The organism is Bradyrhizobium manausense (assembly GCF_018131105.1).
Classification (GTDB): Bacteria; Pseudomonadota; Alphaproteobacteria; order Rhizobiales; family Xanthobacteraceae; genus Bradyrhizobium; species Bradyrhizobium manausense_B.
The window spans coordinates 1,293,082-1,312,536 of sequence record NZ_JAFCJI010000002.1; the positions used below are offsets into that span (position 1 = coordinate 1,293,082).

Sequence of the window (19,455 nt, forward strand, 5' to 3'; positions counted from 1 at the left end):
GCCATGTCCGCGCCCTTCATCCTCCGGCCGATCGCAACGACGCTGATGATTGTCGCGGTCGTGCTGCTGGGCATGCTCGGCTATCGTGAACTCCCCATCGCGCCGCTGCCGAATGTCGACTTCCCCACCATCCAGGTGGTGACGCGCTATCCCGGCGCCTCCGCCACCGTCGTCGCAACCTCGATCACCGCGCCGCTGGAGCATTACTTCGGCACGATCTCCGGGCTGACCGACATGAGCTCGACCAGCTCCTACGGCTACAGCCAGATCACGCTGCAATTCGATCTCTCGCGCAAGATCGACGCGGCAGCTCAAGACGTGCAGGCGCGGATCAATGCGTCCGCCGGCTGGATCCCCGTCGAGCAACTGCCGAGCCCGCCGACCTATCGCATGGTCAATCCAGCCGATACGCCGGTGCTGATCCTCGCGTTGACCTCGAAGACGATGCCGCTGCACGAGGCCAACGATCACGCCGCGACCATCCTGGTGCCGAAGCTGTCGCAGATCTCAGGCGTCGGCGCGGTCAGCATCGAGGGCGGACAGACCCGGGCGGTGCGTCTGCAGATGAACCCGACCCGGCTCGCCGGGCTCGGAATGTCGCTCGACGACGTTCGTCGCGGCATCGCCGCCACCACCGCCGACAACCCGAAGGGATCACTGGACGGTCCCCGGCAGGCGTTTCACGTCGACACCAACGACCAGCTTTTCACCGCGGAGGCCTATCGCGATGCGGTGATCGCCTATCGCAACGGTGCGCCGGTGCTGCTGCGCGATGTCGGCACCGCCATCGACGGCATCGAGGATGCCGAGCAGGCGGCGTGGTTCCAGGGCGAACGCGCCGTGCTGCTGGACATCCAGCGCCAGCCCGGCGCCAACACAATCGAGGTCGTCAATGCCATCAAGAGCATTTTGCCGAAACTCCAGGATTCGCTCCCCGCGGCGCTGAAGATCTCCGTCGTCAGCGACCGCACCACGACGATCCGGGCTGCGATCCACGACGTGCAGTTCACGCTGGTGCTGACGGTGGCGCTGGTCGTGCTGGTGATCTTCATCTTCCTGCGCAAGCTGTGGGCGACCGTGATCCCGAGCGTCACGCTGCCGGTCTCGCTGGTCGCCACCTTCGGCGCCATGGCGCTGTGCGGCTTCAGCCTCGACAATCTGTCGCTGATGGCGCTGACCATTGCTTCCGGATTCGTCGTCGACGACGCCATCGTGATGATCGAGAACATCGCGCGCTATGTCGAGGACGGCGAGGATCCGCTTCAAGCCGCCCTGAAGGGCGCGCGGCAGATCGGCTTCACCATCGTCTCGCTGACGGTGTCGCTGATCGCGGTATTCATCCCGCTGCTGCTGATGGGCGGCGTGGTCGGCCGGCTGTTCCGGGAATTCGCGATCACGCTGTCCTTTGCCGTCGTGATCTCCGGCCTCGTCTCGCTGACGCTGACGCCGATGATGTGCGCGCAGCTGTTGCAACGCGAGGACCCCGATGCGCAGCACGGCTTTTTGTTCCGCCTCAGCGAGCGCGGCTTCGACGCCTCCGCGAGTTTCTATCTGTGGGGGCTCGACTGGGTGCTGAAGCACCGCAACCTCACGCTGGTCTTCACCGTGCTCACTCTGGTCGCCACCGGGATGTTCTACGTAGCGATCCCCAAGGGCTTTCTGCCCCTGCAGGACACGGGCCTGCTGATCGGCACGACCGATGCGGCCCAGGACATCTCCTTTGCGGCGATGGCGGAGCGGCAGCAGCAGCTCGCGGCCGTCATCGCGCGCGATGGCGACGTCGTCACCGTCGGCAGCTTCGTCGGCATCGGCTCCATCAACACGACGCTGAACAGCGGCCGGCTCTATATCGATATCGGCAGTCCCGATGCGCGGAAATCGTCCGCCGCGGCCGTGATGGCGCGGCTGCAACACGCGGTCGAGGGCGTTCACGGTATCACGCTGCATCTGCAGCCGGCGCAGGATCTCCAGATCGAATCGCGCGTCGCACGAACGCAATATCAGTATGCGCTGCAGGATCTCGACGAGGACGAGCTTCGGCTCTGGAGCCGGCGCCTGGTCGAGGCGCTGCGCAAGCGGCCGGAGCTCGCCGACGTCGCCGACGACCGCCAGGACGAAGGCCTGCAGATGTCTGTTACCATCGACCGCCAGCTCGCGGCGAGTTACGGCGTCAGCCTGAACACGATCGACCAGACGCTCTATGACGCTTTCGGGCAGCGCCAGATCGCAACCGTGTTCGGCCCGCTGACCCAGTATCACGTGATCATCGAGGTCGATCCGGCCCTGCGCAACGATCCTGATATCCTGGGCAAGATCTACCTCACCGCCGCAGCGGCCCAGGCCAGCAGCATCGACCAGCAGACCAGCGGCTTCAGCGGCGCCTTCAGCAAGGCTTCAGCGCCGGTGCCGCTGTCGGCCTTCGCGCGGATCGAGCGGCAACATGCGCCACTGCTGATCTCGCACCAGGGCCTTTTCCCGGCCACGACGATCTCGTTCAATCTCGCCGAGGGTGTGTCGCTGAGCCACGCGACGGAGGCGCTGCGCCAGACCGAGCGCGAGATCGGATTGCCTGAAGCGGTCACGACCAGGCTGATCGGCACGGCGGCGGAGTTCGCCAATTCGCTTGCGGACGAGAAGTGGCTGCTGCTCGCTGCGATCGTGACGGTCTATCTGATCCTCGGCATGCTCTATGAGAGCTACATTCATCCGATCACGATCCTGTCGACCTTGCCGTCGGCGGGCATCGGGGCGCTGCTGGCGCTGATGCTGTACCGGCAGGATCTCAATCTGATCTCGCTGATCGGCATCATCCTCCTCATCGGCATCGTCAAGAAGAACGCCATCATGATGGTGGACTTCGCGCTCGCCGCCGAACGCGAGGACGGCGCCTCCTCGTTCGACGCCATCAGGCAGGCCTGCATCCTTCGCTTCCGCCCGATCATGATGACGACGATGGCGGCGCTGTTCGGCGCATTGCCGCTTGCGATCGGTGCCGGCACCGGCTCGGAGCTGCGCCAGCCGCTCGGCATCGCCATCGTGGGCGGCCTGATCGTCTCCCAGGTGCTCACGCTCTATACGACCCCCGTCGTCTATCTGGCGTTCGCCTCGCTGCGCACCCGGTTCGGATGGCGATCGGCATCCGCAGATGATGTGGCGCTCCCTCGAGCGGAACGGCCGATCTCGTGAGCATCACCGCACAATTCGTGCTGCGACCGGTGGCGACGACGCTGCTGATGATCGGCGTGTTCCTGCTCGGCTGCGTCGCCTATTTCCGTCTGCCGATCGCCTCGCTCCCGGCGGTGGAGCGACCCACCATCGGGATCTTCGCGCCATTTCCCGGCGCGAGCCCGGCGACCGTGGCGAACGCGCTGGCGCAGCCGCTCGAGACAACGCTCGCGCTGATTCCGGGCGTGACGGAAATCACCTCCTTCAGCGCCATGGGCGGCACCAGCATCACGGTGCAGTTCGAGCTCTCCGTCGATCTCGATGCCGCCGCCGGCGCGGTCCAGGCCGCGATCAACTCGGCCGGGCCCAACCTGCCGAAGGGACCGTGGCCGCCGACCTATTGGAAGGCCAACCCGGCGGGCCCCGCGGTCGTCGCGCTCGCGCTGACCAGCGACGTGTTCACACCAGGCGAGGTCTACAGCCTCGCCGACGGCGTGATCTCGCCGAAGCTGTCGCAACTGCCGGGCGTGGCGCGGATCATCGTCAGCGGCGCCGAGCGAAGCGCGGTGCGCATCCAGGTGTCTCCGGGGCGCCTCGCCGCCATGAACCTGTCGCTAGAATCTGCGCGCGTCGCCGTCCTCAACGCATCGCAGAACCTGCCGAAGGGCGCAGTCTCGGTCGACGGCCAGCGCCTCACCATCGAAGCCAACGACCAGCTGCTCCAGGCCTCCGAATATCGCGACATCGTGCTGGCCTGGCGCAACGGCGCCCCGGTCAGGCTCGGCGACGTCGCTGATGTGACCGACAGCGTCATCAACAACCGCCTCGCCGGCTGGTACGGCACCGAGCGCGGCATCGTCCTGTTCGTCTACAAGCAGTCAGACGCCAACATCGTCGAGACCGTCGATGCGATCAAGGCCGAGCTGCCGGAGATCCAGCTCTGGCTGCCGCCCGGCATCAAGCTGCATACGGTCTATGACCGCACCACGCTGATCCGCGCTGCGGTGAACGACGTCAAGCTCACGCTCGTGATCGCCTCGGTGCTCGTCGTGCTCGTCATCGCGCTGTTCCTCAGGCGGTTCTGGGCCACCGTGATCCCGAGCGTCACGATCCCCGTCTCGCTGGCCGCGACCCTGTTCGTGATGAGCCTCTGCGGCTTCAGCCTGGACAATCTGTCGCTGATGGCGCTGACCATCGCCGCCGGCTTCGTGGTGGACGACGCCATCGTCATGATCGAGAACATCATCCGCCGGATGTCCGAGGGCGAGCCGGCACTGCAGGCCGCCATCAATGGCGCCCGCCAGATGGCGTTCACGGTCGTCGCCATCACCGTCGCCCTGATCGCGGCGCTGATCCCGATCCTGTTCATGCCCGACGTCGTCGGGCGCTATTTCCGCGAGTTCGGCGTGACGCTGGTTGTCGCCATCGTGTCTTCGGCGGCGATCTCGCTGACGCTGACGCCGATGATGTGCGGGCATCTGCTCGATCGCGGCCGGCAGCGGCTGCACAACCCCGAAGCGGATCCCGGACGCCGCACGTTTTATACCCGCAGCCTCGACTGGACGCTGCGCCGCCGCTTCCTCACCGCCTTGATGATCACCGCGCTGACGGGCGCCAGCATCTGGCTCTATCTGCAACTGCCGAAGGGTTTCATGCCGACCCAGGACACCGGCGTGATGTTCGTGCGAACCATTGCCCCCTCGAACATCTCGTTCCTGTCCATGGAGGACCGGCAGCGCGCCGTCGGCGCAGTGATCCTCGAGGACCCCGCGATCTCAGGTCTGACGTCCTTCATCGGCGAGGGCAATGGCAACGCGCTCAGCGTCGGGCAGATGCTGGTCGCGCTGAAGCCGCCCGAAATACGAAAGCTGTCGATCCAGCAGGTGATCGCGCGATTGCGCCAGCGCATGAACAGGATCGACGGCGTCCGGGTCTTCTTCGTGCCGCTGCAGGATCTCAATCTCGGCGTTCAGTCCGGCGGTTCGCGCTATCAGTATACGCTCTGGGGTATCGACGAGGAACAGGTGATGCGCGCTGCGGAAAACATGATCCGCCGCGTCCGCGGCATTCCTGAGATTATCGACGTCATCGCGAGCTGGGAGACCGGAGGCCTCCAGGCCGGCCTGACCATCGACCGCCTGCGCGCCGCGATGCTCGGCGTCACGCCTGTGGCGGTCGACAACACGCTCAACGACGCCTTTGGCCAGCGCCAGGTCAATCTGCTGTTCCTTCCGACCAATTATTCGCGCGTGATCTTCGAGGTCGAGCCGCAGGCGGCAACCGGCCCCGACTCCATGAGCCAGATCTACGTGCCCAGCGCCAGCGGCAAAGCGGTGCCGCTCACCGCCTTGACCCGGCCGCAGCGCGCGCACGCGGCGATGTGGGTCCGTCACAGCGCGCAGTTTCCGGCCGCGACGATTTCGTTCGACATCAAGCCCGGCACCTCGATCGGCGACGCGATTGCCTCGATCCGCAAGGAAGAAGCCGCGGCAAAACTCCCTGATGACATCAAGGCGGAATTCCGCGGCGAGGCCAAGGAAGCGGACAAGTCGATCGTCAAGCAGGCCGCGCTGTTCGCGGCGGCCCTGATCGCGATCTACATCGCGCTCGGCATGCTCTACGAGAGCTATGTCCATCCGCTGACCATTCTCTCGACCTTGCCGCCGACCGCGTTCGGCGCGCTGGTGGCGCTGTGGGCGACGGGAACGCAGTTCACGCTGGTGACCACGATCGCCTGCATCCTGCTGGTCGGCATGGTGATGAAGAACGCCATCATGATGGTGGACTACGCCCTCGATGCGGAGCGGCATCGCGGCCTCGATCCCCGCGAGGCCATCCTGCTCGCGGCACGGCTGCGGGCGCGGCCGATCACCATGACGATGCTGGCCGCATTCCTCAGCGCCGTCCCGATCGCCTTCGGCACCGGCCCCGGCTTCGAGATCCGCCAGCCGCTCGGCATCACCATCATGGGCGGCCTCGTCGTGGCGCAGCTGTTCACGCTCTACTCGACGCCGGCGATGTATTTGATCCTCGACAGGCTGCGGCGGCGGAAGAAGGTGGCCGCGGAACGGACGCGCGCTGCCCGCGGTGCCGCGGAGGCGCCGTCGCGAGGCCGGGCCTGACGTGATCGTGGCCGCCATCATTTGCCGCATGCACGCGGGCATATAGAGTTCGTTAACGCAGCAGCCCTAGCCTTTAAGGACTTGGGCAAAATCGCGACATGCTGCCGGATCGTCGATGAGAGAAGACCATGCTACCTCGACTTTGCCGGATGAGGTTCGCGTACGACTCTATGATCAGGCCCTCAATGCCGCCCGCATCGGCGCCTGGGAGTGTGAACTCGAGACGGAGCGCCTGAGCTGGACTCAAGGCGTCTACGACATCTTCGGCTATCCAGCGGGCAACCCGCTGCGGCGCGCCAACATCGTCGATCTCTACATCGACGAATCCCGGCGCAGCATGGAACTCGCACGCGCCGAGGTCATCCGGACCGGTTGCCCTGTTACGCTCGACACCGAGATCAGAACCTGGCGCGGCGAAAAGCGCTGGATGCGCCTCTCGATCAACGCAGTGCGAGAGGGCGGACGACCGCTGCGGATCTTCGGCTCCAAGCAGGACATCACTTCCGACCGGCAAGCAATAGAGAACCTGCGGCAGCAAGCCGAGACCGATCCATTGACGGGGCTGGCCAATCGTTCCGTTTTTCAGGCCGGCTATCGCGAGGTGATCAACGACAGCCTGAATCATGGCTTCGCGTCGGCGCTCGTTCTGATCGATCTCGACGGCTTCAAGGAGCTCAACGATACGTTCGGCCATCTGGCTGGCGACGCATGCCTGTGCGAGGTCGCGCAGCGTTTGCGGCGGGCGTTCCACAATGCCGGCCTGGTCGGCCGGCTCGGTGGCGACGAATTCGCGATTATCCTGCGCGCGCCGACGGACCCTGCGCGGATCGCACGCGTGCTGCAGCAGACCGTCAAGATGTTGAGCCGCCCGCTGTTCTGGAACGGTCTTCGCCTCGAAGTCAGCGCCTCGATCGGAGCCGCCCTGGTTGGCCGCCCGCATCGCCGGCGGATCGTCGAATTGTTCGCGGAGGCCGATATTGCGCTCTATGACGCAAAGGCCGCCGGCCGCAACCGGGTCCATCTGATCGGGGATGAAAAGCGCAACCTGGCAGCCTAGAGCAGGTTGGAATGGCGCGCCCGGAACGATTCGAACGTCCGACCCTCAGATTCGTAGTCTGATGCTCTATCCAGCTGAGCTACGGGCGCGTTTTTCGCTGATCATGCGGGCTAGGCCCGCACGCAGCCTCCGGACAGCGCCGGAGGGGTGCGAAAGAGCGCTCTGACTATCCGCTCTTGCCCCTGTTGGCAAGGTCCGGGATGGCGGTATTTTTCGCGAGCCCGGAATCCATAACCGCCAGCCAGAATTATGGATTCCGGGCCCGGCCCCTTGGGCCGTCCCGGAATGACGAGAGACTGTCGGTCTTTGGCCGAGCCTTACGCCCGCTGCCGCTCGTTGCGGATGGAGAGGAGTTCCACGGGGCGGTCGGGGATGACGATCCGGAAGGTGGCACCGATGGTGCCTTCGACCAGATGGATGTCGCCGCCATGGGCGCGGACCAGCTCGGCGGCGATCGCGAGGCCGAGCCCGCTGCCGCCGGGGCGGCCGGAGGTCTGGAACGCCTCGAACAGATGCTCCCGGGTCTTCTGAGGCACGCCGGGGCCGGTATCGGAGACCTCCAGGATGGCGACGCCGCCTTCGCGTTTGCCGGTGATCCGGATCTGCTGCGGGCCGCCGTCGCCGGAGGCGTGGCTCTCCAGCGCCTGGGCGGCATTGCGCACCAGATTGAGCAGCACACGGAACAGCTGGTCGGGATCGGCATCGACCGCGAGCCCGCGCTCGATCGCGGCGACCCAGGCGATCGAGACGTCGTTGGCAAGGCCCGCGGTCTCGCGCACCTCGAGAACGACGGGCTCGATCATCATCATGCGACGGTCCGGCGCAGCCTCCTGGGCACGGCCGTAGGACAGCGTCGACTGGCAGAAGGCGATGGCGCGCTCGAGCGAGCGCACGAGCTTTGGCGCGAAACGCTGCACGCGCGGATCGGGCACGCTGGCGAGCTGATCCGACAGCAGCTGCGCCGAGGCCAGCAGATTGCGCAGATCATGATTGATCTTGGAGACGGCAAGGCCAAGCGCTGCGAGCCGGCTCTTCTGATTCAGCATCGACATCAGGTCGCGCTGCATGTCCGACAATTCGCGCTCGGCGACGCCGATTTCGTCGCTGCGCTGGCTCGGCACGATGATCCGCGCCGAGCTTTCGGGGTTTTCGTGGAAGCCGACCAGACTCGCGGTCAGCCGCCGCATCGGCCGCACGAACAGATAATGGAGCGCGAGATAGACGAGGCCCGCGGTCAAAACGCCGATGATCAGCGCAACCACCACAACGTTACGGGAGAAGCGGTACATCGACTGCCGCAGCGGCAGATCGTCGGTCACGATCTCGATGAACTGGGCATTGCCGACGCCCGGGCCGACGATGCGGATCGGCTGGTTGCCGGTCTCCAGCATCATCCGGAACGAGCCGGTGATCGCTTCCCATGCCGTCATGTCGCGCAGGTCGATGTCGTGCTCGATCGTGGCAGGCAGATTGTCGCTGGCGAGCAGGCGGCGCTGCTGGCCCATCTTGATCGCCACCGCACGCGCATTGATGCTTTTCAGGATCTGCCGCGACAGCGAATCCGGCACCATGCCGAGTGGCGCCGCATCGAGCACCAGTGCCGCCGTGTTGGCGGCGGCAACGCGGTCGTTGAGCCGGTTGACCCAGAAGTTCGCGATGGCCGGGACATAGAGCAGCACGGCCGCGATCATCACCAGGGGGACGGTCAGCAACAGCAGCTTTCCGGACAGGCCAAGCCCGTCCGGCCCGCGGGACCGCGTCGCCGGCTGGTCCGCCGGCCGATCCGGATCCGGATCTCGATCCAAATCCTGGCTCGGCTGCTGGAGGTCTGTCGCTACCACGAATCTCGCCCCTGCTGGCCTTCTGATAGAGCTCGACGGATGGAGGATGCGACCCGCCCCTGGGGATGGTCAAATTACGGATCGCTAATCTGCCGAGGTCGGATGTAAGCGCTGATACCGCTATCTGCCACCTCAAGGGTTAAAAACCCCAAGGAAACAGCGATATTCACGGGAACTGTGGTGTCCTGCGGCGTTGACGAAAACAAGACGCTCGCTTATAAGCCGCGCAAATTGTCCGCGATGAACCCGGTACGCCACCGGGAGCGGCTCTTCCGGGGCCGGAAATGGCTCATTTGGGGCCGCATCTTCCGGACTTTACCATCAATTCTACAGGCAAATTGCCCGGTCAGCGGAGAAAAACCCGTGAAGCGGACTTATCAACCCAGCAAACTGGTGCGCAAGCGCCGTCACGGTTTCCGTGCTCGTCTCGCCACTGCCGGCGGCCGCAAGGTCCTCGCCGCTCGCCGCGCCCGCGGCCGCAAGCGTCTGAGCGCCTGAGCCGGACCCCCTTTTCCGGGATTTCATCATGGATCGGCTGAGGCAGCGAGCGGATTTCCTCGCCGTTGCCAATGGCGCGCGGGCGAACAGTCCCGCGTTCGTCCTGCAAAGCCGCCGCCGCGACGACTTTGGCCCGATCCGGATCGGCTTCACCGTTACCAAAAAGAACGGCAACGCCCCCGAGCGCAATCGCATCCGGCGCCGGCTTCGCGAATTGGTGAAGCGGCTCGATCCGGTATCGATGCTACCCCATCATGATTACGTGCTGGTCGGCCGCAGGGACGCGCTGTCGCGCGACTTCACGACCATGCTCGACGATCTGCGCATAGCGTTCGCGAAGCCCGCGCGGCATACGCACGCGGGACGCGGCCCGAAAACCGACGGCCCAAGGCCGGGCCCCGCTCCCGCGACCAGCCGCAAACCGAATTGATGACGAGACCATAGTGATGACCGACAATCGCAATACCATCCTCGCCGTCATTCTGTCCGGCCTGGTGCTGATCGCCTGGCAATACTTCTACAACGTGCCGGCAATGGAGAAGCAGCGCGCCCAGCAGCAGACGCAGGCCGAGCTCCAGAAGAAGAACACCCCACAGGCGACGACGTCCGCGACGCCGGGCACCACGCCGCAGGCCGGCAGCACGACGACGCCGAACGCCGCGCCCGGCGCGAACCAGCAGGCCCAGCCGGTCGTGGCCCGCGACACCGCGATTGCCGCCAGCCCCCGCGTGAAGATCGATACGCCGCGCCTCGCCGGCAGCATTTCGCTGAAGGGCGGCCGCATCGACGACCTCGCACTGCTGCAATTCCGCGAGACCGTCGACCCGCAGTCGCCGCCGATCATTCTCTATTCGCCCTCCGGCACGGCAGAGCCCTATTACGCCGAGTTCGGCTGGGTGGCGGCGACGGGCGTGACCTCGAAGATGCCTGATGCCCAGACCGTCTGGCAGCAGGACGGCAGCGGCAGCCTGACCCCGACGACGCCCGTCGTGCTGAAGTGGGATAACGGCGAAGGCCTCACCTTCCGCCGCACCATCTCGGTCGACGACCACTATCTCTTCAGCATCAAGGACGACGTGAGCAATGTCGGCAACGCGCCGGTGACGCTCTATCCGTTCGCGCTGATCTCGCGCCACGGCACGCCGCAGGTCTCCGGCTATTACATCCTGCATGAAGGCCTGATCGGCTATCTCGATGGCCTGCAGGAATACGCCTACAAGAAGATCGACGAAGCAAAGTCGGTCAGCTTCAAGGCCACCAACGGCTGGCTCGGCATGACCGACAAGTACTGGGCCTCGGCGCTGCTGCCCGACACCAGTGCGCAGCTTCAGGCGCGGTTCTCCTCGAACCTCACCGGAAATGTCCACACCTACCAGACCGACTACCTGCTCGATCCCGTCACCGTCGCGATCGGCGGCAGCGCGACCGCAAATGCGCGGCTGTTCGCGGGTGCCAAGGAAGCCGGCACCGTCGGCGTGTTCCCGTTCGCGGGCCTCGGCGGCTACAACAAGGCGCTCGGCCTCAACCATTTCGATCTCTTGATCGACTGGGGCTGGTTCTACTTCATCACCAAGCCGATGTTCCTCGGCCTCGACTTCTTCTACCGCTTCTTCGGCAATTTCGGCATCTCGATCCTGCTCGTGACCGTGATCGTCAAGCTGCTGTTCTTCCCGCTGGCGAACAAGTCCTACGCCTCGATGGCGAAGATGAAGTCGGTCCAGCCGCAGCTTCAGGCGCTGAAAGAGCGCTACCCTGACGACAAGGTGAAGCAGCAGCAGGAGATGATGGAGATCTACAAGAAGGAGAAGATCAATCCGGTCGCCGGCTGTCTTCCCGTGGTGATCCAGATCCCGGTGTTCTTCTCGCTGTACAAGGTGCTGTTCGTCACCATCGAAATGCGGCACGCGCCGTTCTTCGGCTGGATCAAGGATCTCTCCTCACCCGATCCGACCAACCTGTTCACGCTGTTCGGGCTGCTGCACTACGATCCGACCGCGCTGCCGATGTTCGGGCATTATCTGCACCTCGGCATCTGGCCCCTCATCATGGGCATCACGATGTGGTTCCAGATGAAGCTGAACCCGACGCCGCCGGATCCGACGCAGCAGATCATCTTCAACTGGATGCCGCTGATCTTCACCTTCATGCTGGCGGGCTTCCCGGCGGGCCTCGTGATCTACTGGGCCTGGAACAACACGCTCTCCGTGCTCCAGCAGAGCTTCATCATGCGCCGCAACGGCGTGAAGGTGGAGCTGTTCGACAATCTCAAGGCGACGTTCGCGCGGAAGGCGACGTAGTTTTTCCGACAGTGCCCGCTTCCGTGAGGCACAATGTTTCCAAGTCGTCATGCCCGGGCTTGTCCCGGGCATCCACGTTTTGGAAGCGAGTTCAGCAGTAAGACGTGGATGGCCGGGACAAGCCCGGCCATGACGAGGGGTGAGGCCTTCGCATGACCGACGACAAAGATGCGAAGCTGATCGAGACCGGGAGAAAGCTGTTCGCCCGCGACTGGCAGTTCATCTGGGCTTCGCCCTCGATCGAGACGCTGCCGCCGATGGCGGGGCTCGAGATCGCCTTTGCCGGCCGCTCCAATGTCGGCAAGTCGAGCCTGATCAACGCGCTCACGGGGCGCAACGCGCTGGCGCGCACCTCGCATACGCCGGGCCGCACCCAGGAGCTGATCTTCTTCGAGGTCCCCGGCAAGACCGATTTGCGCCTCGTCGACATGCCCGGCTACGGCTACGCCAAGGCGCCGAAAAGCCAGGTCGCGTCCTGGACCGAGCTGATCCACACATTCCTGCTGGGCCGCGCCTCGCTCGCGCGCGTCTATGTGCTGATCGACGCACGGCACGGGCTGAAGGACGTCGATCTCGAGGTGCTCAAGACGCTCGACCGCTCCGCCGTCAGCTACCAGGTCGTGCTGACCAAGGCCGATCAGGTCAAGGCCTCCGAGCTTCAATCGCGGATCGCCGAAACCGAGGCTGCGCTCGCCAAGCATCCCGCGGCGTTCCCGAACGTGCTCGCGACCTCGTCGCGCAGCGCGACCGGCATGGCGGAGCTGCGCGCCGCGATGGCAAGGCTGCTGGAGGAACGGACCAAGTGATGGCGCGCGTGCTGATTGCGCTTGCCGGCTTGATGGGCGCCGCCGGCGTCGCGCTGGCCGCCGCTGCCGCCCACGGCGCTGACGCCGGCCGGCTTGCCTCCGCCAGCGCCATGCTGCTGTTTCATGCAACTGCCATATTGGCCTGCCTCGCCCTGCTCGCCCGCGGCCTTCTGCACGGCGGAATAGGGCTGGTCGCTGCATGCGGCTTCGTGATCGGCGCCGCGCTGTTCGCGGCCGACCTCACCTTGCGGCAATATGCCGGGCACTCGCTGTTTCCGATGGCGGCGCCGACGGGCGGAACGACGATGATCCTGAGCTGGCTGGCGGTGACGCTCGCGGCGGTCGTGCCGCGCGCTGATCCGTAGCGGCGGCATGCCAGCCACACTTTGCGCCTCGCCCGCCAATCAGATAGAACGCTGGCCGCGTTAGTCCCGCCAGCGAGATCCGCCTCATGACCGAAATCTCCCCGCTCGACCAGGCCCGCATCCTGTCCGAAGCGCTGCCGCACATGCAGCAGTACGACGAGGAAACCATCGTCATCAAATATGGCGGCCATGCCATGGGCGACGAGGAGGCCGCGAAGAACTTTGCCCGCGACATCGTGCTGCTCGAGCAGACCGCGATCAATCCGGTGGTCGTGCATGGCGGCGGGCCGCAGATCGCGACCATGCTCAAGCGCCTCGGCATCGTCTCGGAATTCGCAGCCGGCCTGCGCATCACCGACGCCGCGACCATCGAGATCGTCGAGATGGTGCTGGCCGGCTCCGTCAACAAGCAGATCGTCGGCTACATCAACGAAGCCGGCGGCAAGGCCGTGGGTCTCTCCGGCAAGGACGGCAACATGGTGAAGGCGTCGAAGACGACGCGCACCATCATCGATCCGAACTCGAACATCGAGAAGGCAATCGATCTCGGCTTCGTCGGCGACCCCGAGAAGGTCGATCTCACCCTGCTCAACCAGCTGATCGGCTATGAGCTGATCCCGGTGCTGGCGCCGCTCGCGACATCGAAGGAAGGCCAGACGCTGAACATCAACGCCGACACATTTGCAGGCGCGGTTGCCGGGGCGCTGAAGGCCAAGCGCCTGTTGCTGCTCACCGACGTGCCTGGTGTGCTCGACAAATCGAAGAAGCTGATCCCGCAGCTCTCGGTGAAGGACGCGCGAAAACTGATCGCCGACGGCACCATTTCCGGCGGCATGATCCCGAAGGTCGAGACCTGCATCTACGCGCTGGAGCAGGGCGTCGAGGGCGTCGTCATCATCGACGGCAAGATGCAGCATGCGGTGCTGCTCGAGCTCTTCACCAACACGGGCACGGGAACGCTGATCCACAAGTGATGGGCGAGCGCGAGCAACGGAAGAAGGTCGTCATGCCCGGGCTTGACCCGGGCATCCACGCCTCTCCGTCTGCGCGGCCCTACGTGGATGGCCGGGACAAGCCCGGCCATGACGAGTTGAGACAGCTGCGACATCACCGTTCGCCACTGACGCGTCTGCTGATGACGCTGCCGGCGGCCGCCGTCTCGTTGTTCTTCTCCTCCGCCCCGGCCCTTGCTGACCTGAAGATCTGCAATCGCATGTCCTATGTGGTCGAGGCCGCGATCGGCATCGACGACAAGGCAGCGACCGCGACGCGGGGCTGGTTCAGGATCGATCCCGCCACCTGCCGCGTGGTGGTGCAGGGCACGCTCACCGCCGACCGCATCCTGCTCAACGCTCGCGCGCTCGGCGTCTATGGCGCCTCGCCAATCCCGCAGAACGGCAGCGACATGCTGTGCGTGGCGCAGGACAATTTTGTCATCGCCGCCGCGCGCCAGTGCCGCAGCGGCCAGACCCAGGCCGCCTTCACCCAGATCACGCCGACGCAAGGCGATGACGGCAATCTCGTCGCCTACCTCGCCGAGGATTCCGAATATGACGACGAGCAGGCACGGCTCGCCGGCATCCAGCGGCTGCTGGTGATCGCAGGCTACGATGTCGGTGCGATCGACGGCGTCGACGGACCGAAGACGCAGGCCGCGCTCGCCGCGTTCCTGAAGAGCCGCGGACTGTCGTCCGAATTGGTCGGCTCGCCAAACTTCTTCAAGACCATGGTCGACGCGGCGCAGACGCCGTCCCCGAGCGGCCTGACCTGGTGCAACGACACGCCGCACAAGGTGATGGCAGCGGTCGCGACCGACGACGGCAAATCCGTCACCAGCCGCGGCTGGTATCGCATCGATCCCAAGACCTGCCTGCATCCTGACGTGACCGGCCAGCCCAGGCAGATCTTCAGCTTCGCGGAAGCCGTCGACAGCGACAACCGCGCCATCAAGCTGAAGGACAAGCCGCTGAACTGGGGCGGCGACAGGCAACTCTGCACGCGCGAGACCAAGTTCGAGACCAACGAGCAGACCGATTGCGGCGCGCGCGGATTTGCGGCGACGGGGTTTGGTGCGGTGGATATGTCGAGCGGCGGCAAGACGCTGCGATTCGCGATGCCGTGATTGAGAGAGTTGTGATGAAATCCCCCCGCGACTTCAGCCACGTCGACACCTGGGTGTTCGACCTCGACAACACGCTCTACCCGCATCACGTCAATCTCTGGCAGCAGGTCGATGCGCGGATCGGGGAATTCGTGTGCAACTGGCTGAACGTCGGCCCGGAGGAAGCGCGCAAGATCCAGAAGGACTATTACCAGCGCTTCGGCACCACCATGCGCGGCATGATGACCCTGCACGGCGTGCGCGCCGACGATTATCTTGCTTACGTGCACAAGATCGACCATTCGCCGCTGGAGCCGAATGCGGCGCTGGGCGAGGCCATCGCAAAGCTATCCGGACGGAAACTGATCCTGACCAATGGTTCGGTCGATCATGTCGATGCGGTGCTGGCGCGGCTTGGCCTCGCCAGCCATTTCGACGGCGTGTTCGACATCATCGCCGCAGACTTCGAGCCCAAGCCGGCGGCGCAGACCTACCGGAAATTCCTCGATCTGCATGCGGTCGACCCGACCAGATCGGCCATGTTCGAGGATCTCGCCCGCAACCTCACCGTCCCGCACGAACTCGGCATGACCACGGTGCTGGTGGTGCCAGACGGGACCAAGGACGTGGTGCGCGAGGACTGGGAACTGGAGGGCCGCGATGCGGCCCATGTCGACCACGTCACGGATGACCTGGCGGGGTTTTTGGTGCGGTTGTCGCGGTAAAATTGCTGTCGTCCTGGCGAAAGCCAGGACCCATAACCCCGGGAGAGGTTGTGGCAGGCGGCTGATAACCGCGTGTCTTCACAAAACTGCTCCCGTGGTAATGGGTCCTGGATCGGCGCTTCGCCGCGCTTGTCCAGGACGACGGTGGAGGAGGACCGGGGAGCCTTGACTCTCCCTCTCCAAATCCCGAAAAAGCGGCCAATCCATCAAAATTCCCTGATCCGAAGAGGAAATCCCGATGTCCCTGTCCGCCCTGGAAGCCACCATCAACAGCGCCTTCGACGCGCGGGACGGCGTCTCGACCTCGACCAAGGGCGAGGTCCGCGACGCCGTCAACCAGTCGCTGGAGATTCTGGACAAGGGCGAGGCGCGTGTCGCCGAGCGCGGCGCCGACGGCAAGTGGAAGGTCAATCAGTGGCTGAAGAAGGCCGTGCTGCTGTCCTTCCGTCTCAACGACATGGACGTCATTCCCGGCGGCCCGGGCCAGGCGAACTGGTGGGACAAGGTGCCCTCGAAGTTCGAAGGCTGGGGTCCGAACCGCTTTCGCGACGCCGGGTTTCGCGCGGTGCCGGGCGCGGTCGTGCGCCGCTCGGCTTTCATCGCCAAGAACGTCGTGCTGATGCCGTCCTTCGTCAATCTCGGCGCCTACGTCGATGAGAGCACCATGGTCGACACCTGGGCCACCGTCGGCTCCTGCGCGCAGATCGGCAAGCGCGTGCACATCTCTGGCGGCGCCGGCATCGGTGGCGTGCTCGAGCCGCTGCAGGCCGAGCCCGTGATCATCGAGGACGATTGCTTCATCGGTGCGCGCAGTGAGGTCGCCGAGGGCGTCATCGTGCGCAAGGGCGCGGTACTGGCGATGGGCGTGTTCCTGGGCGCCTCGACCAAGGTCGTCGACCGCGAGACCGGCGAGATCTTCATGGGCGAAGTCCCTGAATATTCGGTGGTGGTGCCCGGCGCCCTGCCCGGCAAGCCCATGAAGAACGGCCAGATCGGGCCGAGCACCGCCTGCGCCGTGATCGTCAAGCGCGTCGACGAGCGCACCCGGTCCAAGACCAGCATCAACGAGCTGCTGCGGGATTGAGTTAAAGCGCACTGCCTCAAGGTCGTCCCGGCGACGATCGAACCCCCTCTCTCTCCATCGCGACCAATCTCCGGGCGGCCACTTCCGCCCGGAGCCTTGCGCATGGACTGGACCTGGTACCTCTTCCGCTTCGACGGCCGCATCAACCGCGCCCTGCTGTGGCAGGCGCTGCTGATCGTCGCAGTGTTGGTGGCCCTGCTCGGCGTGATCAGTCAGGTCATCCACCTCGTCAGCGCCACGGGCGCGTTGAAATTCTCCCTGGATCTCGATTTCGACTTCGGTCTCGGCAACGTCTTCAAAGTCCTTGATCCCCGGACCTACCGTTTGGGAGCGTCCGGCGATCGCACGATCCTGGTTCTGAATGCCTCCGCCGCGGCGCTGTTCTTGTGGATTTACCTCGCGACAGCGACCAAGCGGCTGCACGATCGCGACCGGAGCGGCTGGTGGATCGTGCCGTTTTTCTTCGTCCCCAGGGTGCTGTTCTATGTCTGGGACTGGCTTCCCGAGGCCAGCTGGTTTGTGCCATTCGACTGGGCCATCCACGCGCTGTGGGTCTGGGGCATCGTCGAGATGTTCCTTTTGCGCGGCACGTCGGGCGCCAACCGGTTCGGCGCGGATCCGCTGACCGAAATCGAGGACGCATCCACATCCGCGTCCTCCCCTGCGAAAAGCTGGGACCAGAGCAGCGAGATCGAATTTGTCCCGCCCAGCGCTAGCCCACCCGGCGGCATGCATGTTAAGCGGGGCTCATGACCGATGCCCTCTCGATTGCCCGCGACCTCATCCGCTGCCCCTCGGTAACTCCTGAAGATGCCGGTGCACTGGGCGTGCTTGAAAATGTACTCAACGCTGCCGGTTTCACCTGTCACCGCGTGACCTTCAGCGAGGAAGGCATTGCCGACGTCGACAACCTCTATGCGCGGATCGGCACCGAAGGGCCGCACATCACGTTCGCCGGCCATACCGACGTGGTGCCGCCCGGAGACGAGAGCGCGTGGAGCGTCGGCGCGTTCTCCGGCGAGGTGAAGGACGGCTTCCTGCACGGCCGCGGCGCTGTCGACATGAAGGGCGGCATCGCCTGCTCGGTTGCGGCAGTGCTGGAGCATCTCGCCGCGAACGACGGCAAGCCGCGCGCGGACGGAAGTGGCTCGATCTCGTTCCTGATCACGGGCGACGAGGAAGACGTCTCGATCAATGGCACCATCAAGCTGCTGAAATGGGCCGCGGAGCGCGGCGAGACGTTCGATCATTGCGTGCTCGGCGAGCCCTCCAACGTCGAAACGCTCGGCGATATGATCAAGGTCGGCCGCCGCGGTTCGCAGTCCGGCACGCTTTTTGTCGACGGCGTGCAGGGTCACGTCGCCTATCCGCATCGCGCCGCCAATCCGGTGCCGGATATTTCGCGATTGATCGTAGCGATCTCCGACGAGCCGCTCGACCATGGCAGCGCGCAATTCCAGGCCTCCAATCTCGAATTCACCTCGGTCGACGTCGGCAACAAGGCCAACAACGTCATTCCGGGCGAGGCCCGCGCCAAGTTCAACATCCGCTACAACGACAACCACACGCAGGCGAGTCTGCGCGAGCTGGTCGAGACGCGGCTGGCAAAGGCTTGCGGCAACCGTATCAAGGCCCGCATCGTCTGGGAGCCGTCGAACTCCAACGTGTTCGTGACCAAGCCCGGCCCGTTCACCGACCTCGCGGTCTCCGCGATCGAAGAAATCACGGGCCGCAAGCCGGAGCTGTCCACCTCAGGCGGCACGTCGGACGCGCGCTTCATCTCGAGCTATTGCCCGGTGATCGAGTTCGGGCTCGTCGGGCAGACGATGCATCAGGTCAACGAACGCGTGCCGGTGGTCGATCTGGAGAAGCTGACCAAAGTGTATCGCGGGATTCTGACGCGGTATTTTGGGTGAGTGCTTATCGTCACCAAAATCTCCGCCGTCATGCCCGGGCTTGTCCCGGGCATCCACGTTCTTGGCTGCCACTGACAAGAAAAGATCGCGGATGGCCGGGACAAGCCCGGCCATGACGATGTGGCAAGAGCCCGGCCACCTTACTGGACAATCGTGTCGTAGAGATCCTTCCAGTCGGGATTGTCCTTGAGGATCAGCCTGATCTTCCAGGTCCGCGACCAGTGCTTGATATTGTGCTCCCGCTGAATTGCGGTCTGGATGTCTTCATAGCGCTCGAAATAGACGAGCAGCTTGACGCCGTACTTCTTGGTGAAGCCGGGCACGAGCCCGTTTCGATGCTCATAGATGCGGCGGATAATGTCGCTGGTCACACCGACATATAAAATGCCGTTGGCCGCACTTGCCAGGATGTAGACCCATCCACCATGCATGATGGCATGTTGAACCACGTGGATGGCCGGGACAAGCCCGGCCATGA

At 64.8% G+C, this 19,455-nt stretch carries 16 protein-coding genes and 1 tRNA gene; 14 read left to right on the forward strand and 3 right to left on the reverse strand.

Annotated features, from left to right (window positions below):
- The first annotated feature begins 3 nt into the window (after positions 1-3).
- The 3 genes from JQ631_RS26435 (at position 4) to JQ631_RS26445 (ending at position 7,344) form a co-directional block, all read left to right on the forward strand.
- Positions 4-3,186 (forward strand): efflux RND transporter permease subunit, encoded by a 3,183-nt coding sequence (locus tag JQ631_RS26435; protein ID WP_212331296.1) that lies wholly within the window; start codon positions 4-6, stop codon positions 3,184-3,186.
- Positions 3,183-6,287: an efflux RND transporter permease subunit gene (locus JQ631_RS26440; protein WP_212331298.1), complete on the forward strand. Its 3,105-nt coding sequence runs from the start codon at positions 3,183-3,185 to the stop codon at positions 6,285-6,287. Before JQ631_RS26435 ends, JQ631_RS26440 begins: the two co-directional genes overlap by 4 nt.
- Positions 6,288-6,402: 115 nt before the next feature.
- Positions 6,403-7,344, forward strand: a complete 942-nt coding sequence (locus JQ631_RS26445) for a sensor domain-containing diguanylate cyclase (RefSeq protein WP_212331300.1) — start codon at positions 6,403-6,405, stop codon at positions 7,342-7,344.
- 12 nt (positions 7,345-7,356) lie between these two features.
- Here JQ631_RS26445 and JQ631_RS26450 read toward each other — a convergent pair.
- Positions 7,357-7,433 (reverse strand) — tRNA-Arg (locus JQ631_RS26450).
- A gap of 228 nt (positions 7,434-7,661) precedes the next feature.
- On the reverse strand, positions 7,662-9,185 hold the full coding sequence (locus tag JQ631_RS26455; RefSeq protein ID WP_212331302.1) for a sensor histidine kinase: 1,524 nt from the start codon (positions 9,183-9,185) through the stop codon (positions 7,662-7,664).
- Positions 9,186-9,548: 363 nt separating this feature from the next.
- Between JQ631_RS26455 and rpmH the strand changes: the two genes are divergently transcribed.
- The 11 genes from rpmH (at position 9,549) to dapE (ending at position 18,977) form a co-directional block, all read left to right on the forward strand.
- Complete coding sequence (gene rpmH / locus JQ631_RS26460; RefSeq protein ID WP_008542748.1) at positions 9,549-9,683, forward strand: 50S ribosomal protein L34; 135 nt, start codon at positions 9,549-9,551, stop codon at positions 9,681-9,683.
- A 28-nt stretch (positions 9,684-9,711) separates the two neighbouring features.
- Positions 9,712-10,113, forward strand: a complete 402-nt coding sequence (gene rnpA, locus JQ631_RS26465) for a ribonuclease P protein component (protein ID WP_212331303.1) — start codon at positions 9,712-9,714, stop codon at positions 10,111-10,113.
- A gap of 16 nt (positions 10,114-10,129) precedes the next feature.
- Positions 10,130-11,980, forward strand: coding sequence for a membrane protein insertase YidC (gene yidC / locus JQ631_RS26470; RefSeq protein ID WP_212331304.1), 1,851 nt, complete (start codon positions 10,130-10,132; stop codon positions 11,978-11,980).
- 152 nt (positions 11,981-12,132) lie between these two features.
- The gene (gene yihA, locus JQ631_RS26475; protein WP_212331305.1) at positions 12,133-12,786 is read left to right on the forward strand and encodes a ribosome biogenesis GTP-binding protein YihA/YsxC; all 654 of its coding nucleotides are present in this window, start codon (positions 12,133-12,135) and stop codon (positions 12,784-12,786) included.
- Complete coding sequence (locus JQ631_RS26480; RefSeq protein WP_212331306.1) at positions 12,786-13,151, forward strand: DUF423 domain-containing protein; 366 nt, start codon at positions 12,786-12,788, stop codon at positions 13,149-13,151. The genes yihA and JQ631_RS26480 overlap by 1 nt, the downstream gene beginning before the upstream one ends.
- A gap of 86 nt (positions 13,152-13,237) precedes the next feature.
- Positions 13,238-14,125: an acetylglutamate kinase gene (gene argB / locus JQ631_RS26485; protein WP_212331307.1), complete on the forward strand. Its 888-nt coding sequence runs from the start codon at positions 13,238-13,240 to the stop codon at positions 14,123-14,125.
- A gap of 32 nt (positions 14,126-14,157) precedes the next feature.
- Complete coding sequence (locus tag JQ631_RS26490; RefSeq protein ID WP_433995527.1) at positions 14,158-15,273, forward strand: DUF1036 domain-containing protein; 1,116 nt, start codon at positions 14,158-14,160, stop codon at positions 15,271-15,273.
- A 14-nt stretch (positions 15,274-15,287) separates the two neighbouring features.
- Positions 15,288-15,977 carry a pyrimidine 5'-nucleotidase gene (locus tag JQ631_RS26495; protein WP_212331308.1) on the forward strand — a complete coding sequence of 230 codons (690 nt, stop codon included), beginning with the start codon at positions 15,288-15,290 and terminating at the stop codon, positions 15,975-15,977.
- A 238-nt stretch (positions 15,978-16,215) separates the two neighbouring features.
- A complete protein-coding gene (dapD, locus tag JQ631_RS26500; protein WP_212331309.1) occupies positions 16,216-17,061 on the forward strand; it encodes a 2,3,4,5-tetrahydropyridine-2,6-dicarboxylate N-succinyltransferase in 846 nt (281 codons plus the stop codon).
- A gap of 102 nt (positions 17,062-17,163) precedes the next feature.
- A complete protein-coding gene (locus JQ631_RS26505; RefSeq protein ID WP_212331319.1) occupies positions 17,164-17,814 on the forward strand; it encodes a DUF805 domain-containing protein in 651 nt (216 codons plus the stop codon).
- A complete protein-coding gene (dapE, locus tag JQ631_RS26510) occupies positions 17,811-18,977 on the forward strand; it encodes a succinyl-diaminopimelate desuccinylase (protein ID WP_212331322.1) in 1,167 nt (388 codons plus the stop codon). Before JQ631_RS26505 ends, dapE begins: the two co-directional genes overlap by 4 nt.
- Positions 18,978-19,117: 140 nt before the next feature.
- On the opposite strand, the gene JQ631_RS26515 is transcribed toward dapE, so the two are convergent.
- Entirely contained in the window at positions 19,118-19,453 is a 336-nt protein-coding gene (locus JQ631_RS26515; protein ID WP_212331336.1) for a GIY-YIG nuclease family protein, read from the reverse strand.
- Between the last annotated feature and the right edge of the window lie 2 nt (positions 19,454-19,455).

Excerpts from the sequence above, each read along its gene's own strand:
- JQ631_RS26435 (WP_212331296.1), top strand. The coding sequence starts at position 4 with ATGTCCGCGCCCTTCATCCTCCGGCCGATCGCAACGACGCTGATGATT.
- JQ631_RS26445 (WP_212331300.1), top strand. The coding sequence starts at position 6,403 with ATGAGAGAAGACCATGCTACCTCGACTTTGCCGGATGAGGTTCGCGTA.
- rnpA (WP_212331303.1), top strand. The coding sequence starts at position 9,712 with ATGGATCGGCTGAGGCAGCGAGCGGATTTCCTCGCCGTTGCCAATGGC.
- yidC (WP_212331304.1), top strand. The coding sequence starts at position 10,130 with ATGACCGACAATCGCAATACCATCCTCGCCGTCATTCTGTCCGGCCTG.
- yihA (WP_212331305.1), top strand. The coding sequence starts at position 12,133 with ATGACCGACGACAAAGATGCGAAGCTGATCGAGACCGGGAGAAAGCTG.
- JQ631_RS26480 (WP_212331306.1), top strand. The coding sequence starts at position 12,786 with ATGGCGCGCGTGCTGATTGCGCTTGCCGGCTTGATGGGCGCCGCCGGC.
- argB (WP_212331307.1), top strand. The coding sequence starts at position 13,238 with ATGACCGAAATCTCCCCGCTCGACCAGGCCCGCATCCTGTCCGAAGCG.
- JQ631_RS26490 (WP_433995527.1), top strand. The coding sequence starts at position 14,158 with ATGCCCGGGCTTGACCCGGGCATCCACGCCTCTCCGTCTGCGCGGCCC.
- JQ631_RS26495 (WP_212331308.1), top strand. The coding sequence starts at position 15,288 with ATGAAATCCCCCCGCGACTTCAGCCACGTCGACACCTGGGTGTTCGAC.
- dapD (WP_212331309.1), top strand. The coding sequence starts at position 16,216 with ATGTCCCTGTCCGCCCTGGAAGCCACCATCAACAGCGCCTTCGACGCG.
- JQ631_RS26505 (WP_212331319.1), top strand. The coding sequence starts at position 17,164 with ATGGACTGGACCTGGTACCTCTTCCGCTTCGACGGCCGCATCAACCGC.
- dapE (WP_212331322.1), top strand. The coding sequence starts at position 17,811 with ATGACCGATGCCCTCTCGATTGCCCGCGACCTCATCCGCTGCCCCTCG.
- JQ631_RS26515 (WP_212331336.1), bottom strand. The coding sequence starts at position 19,453 with ATGGCCGGGCTTGTCCCGGCCATCCACGTGGTTCAACATGCCATCATG.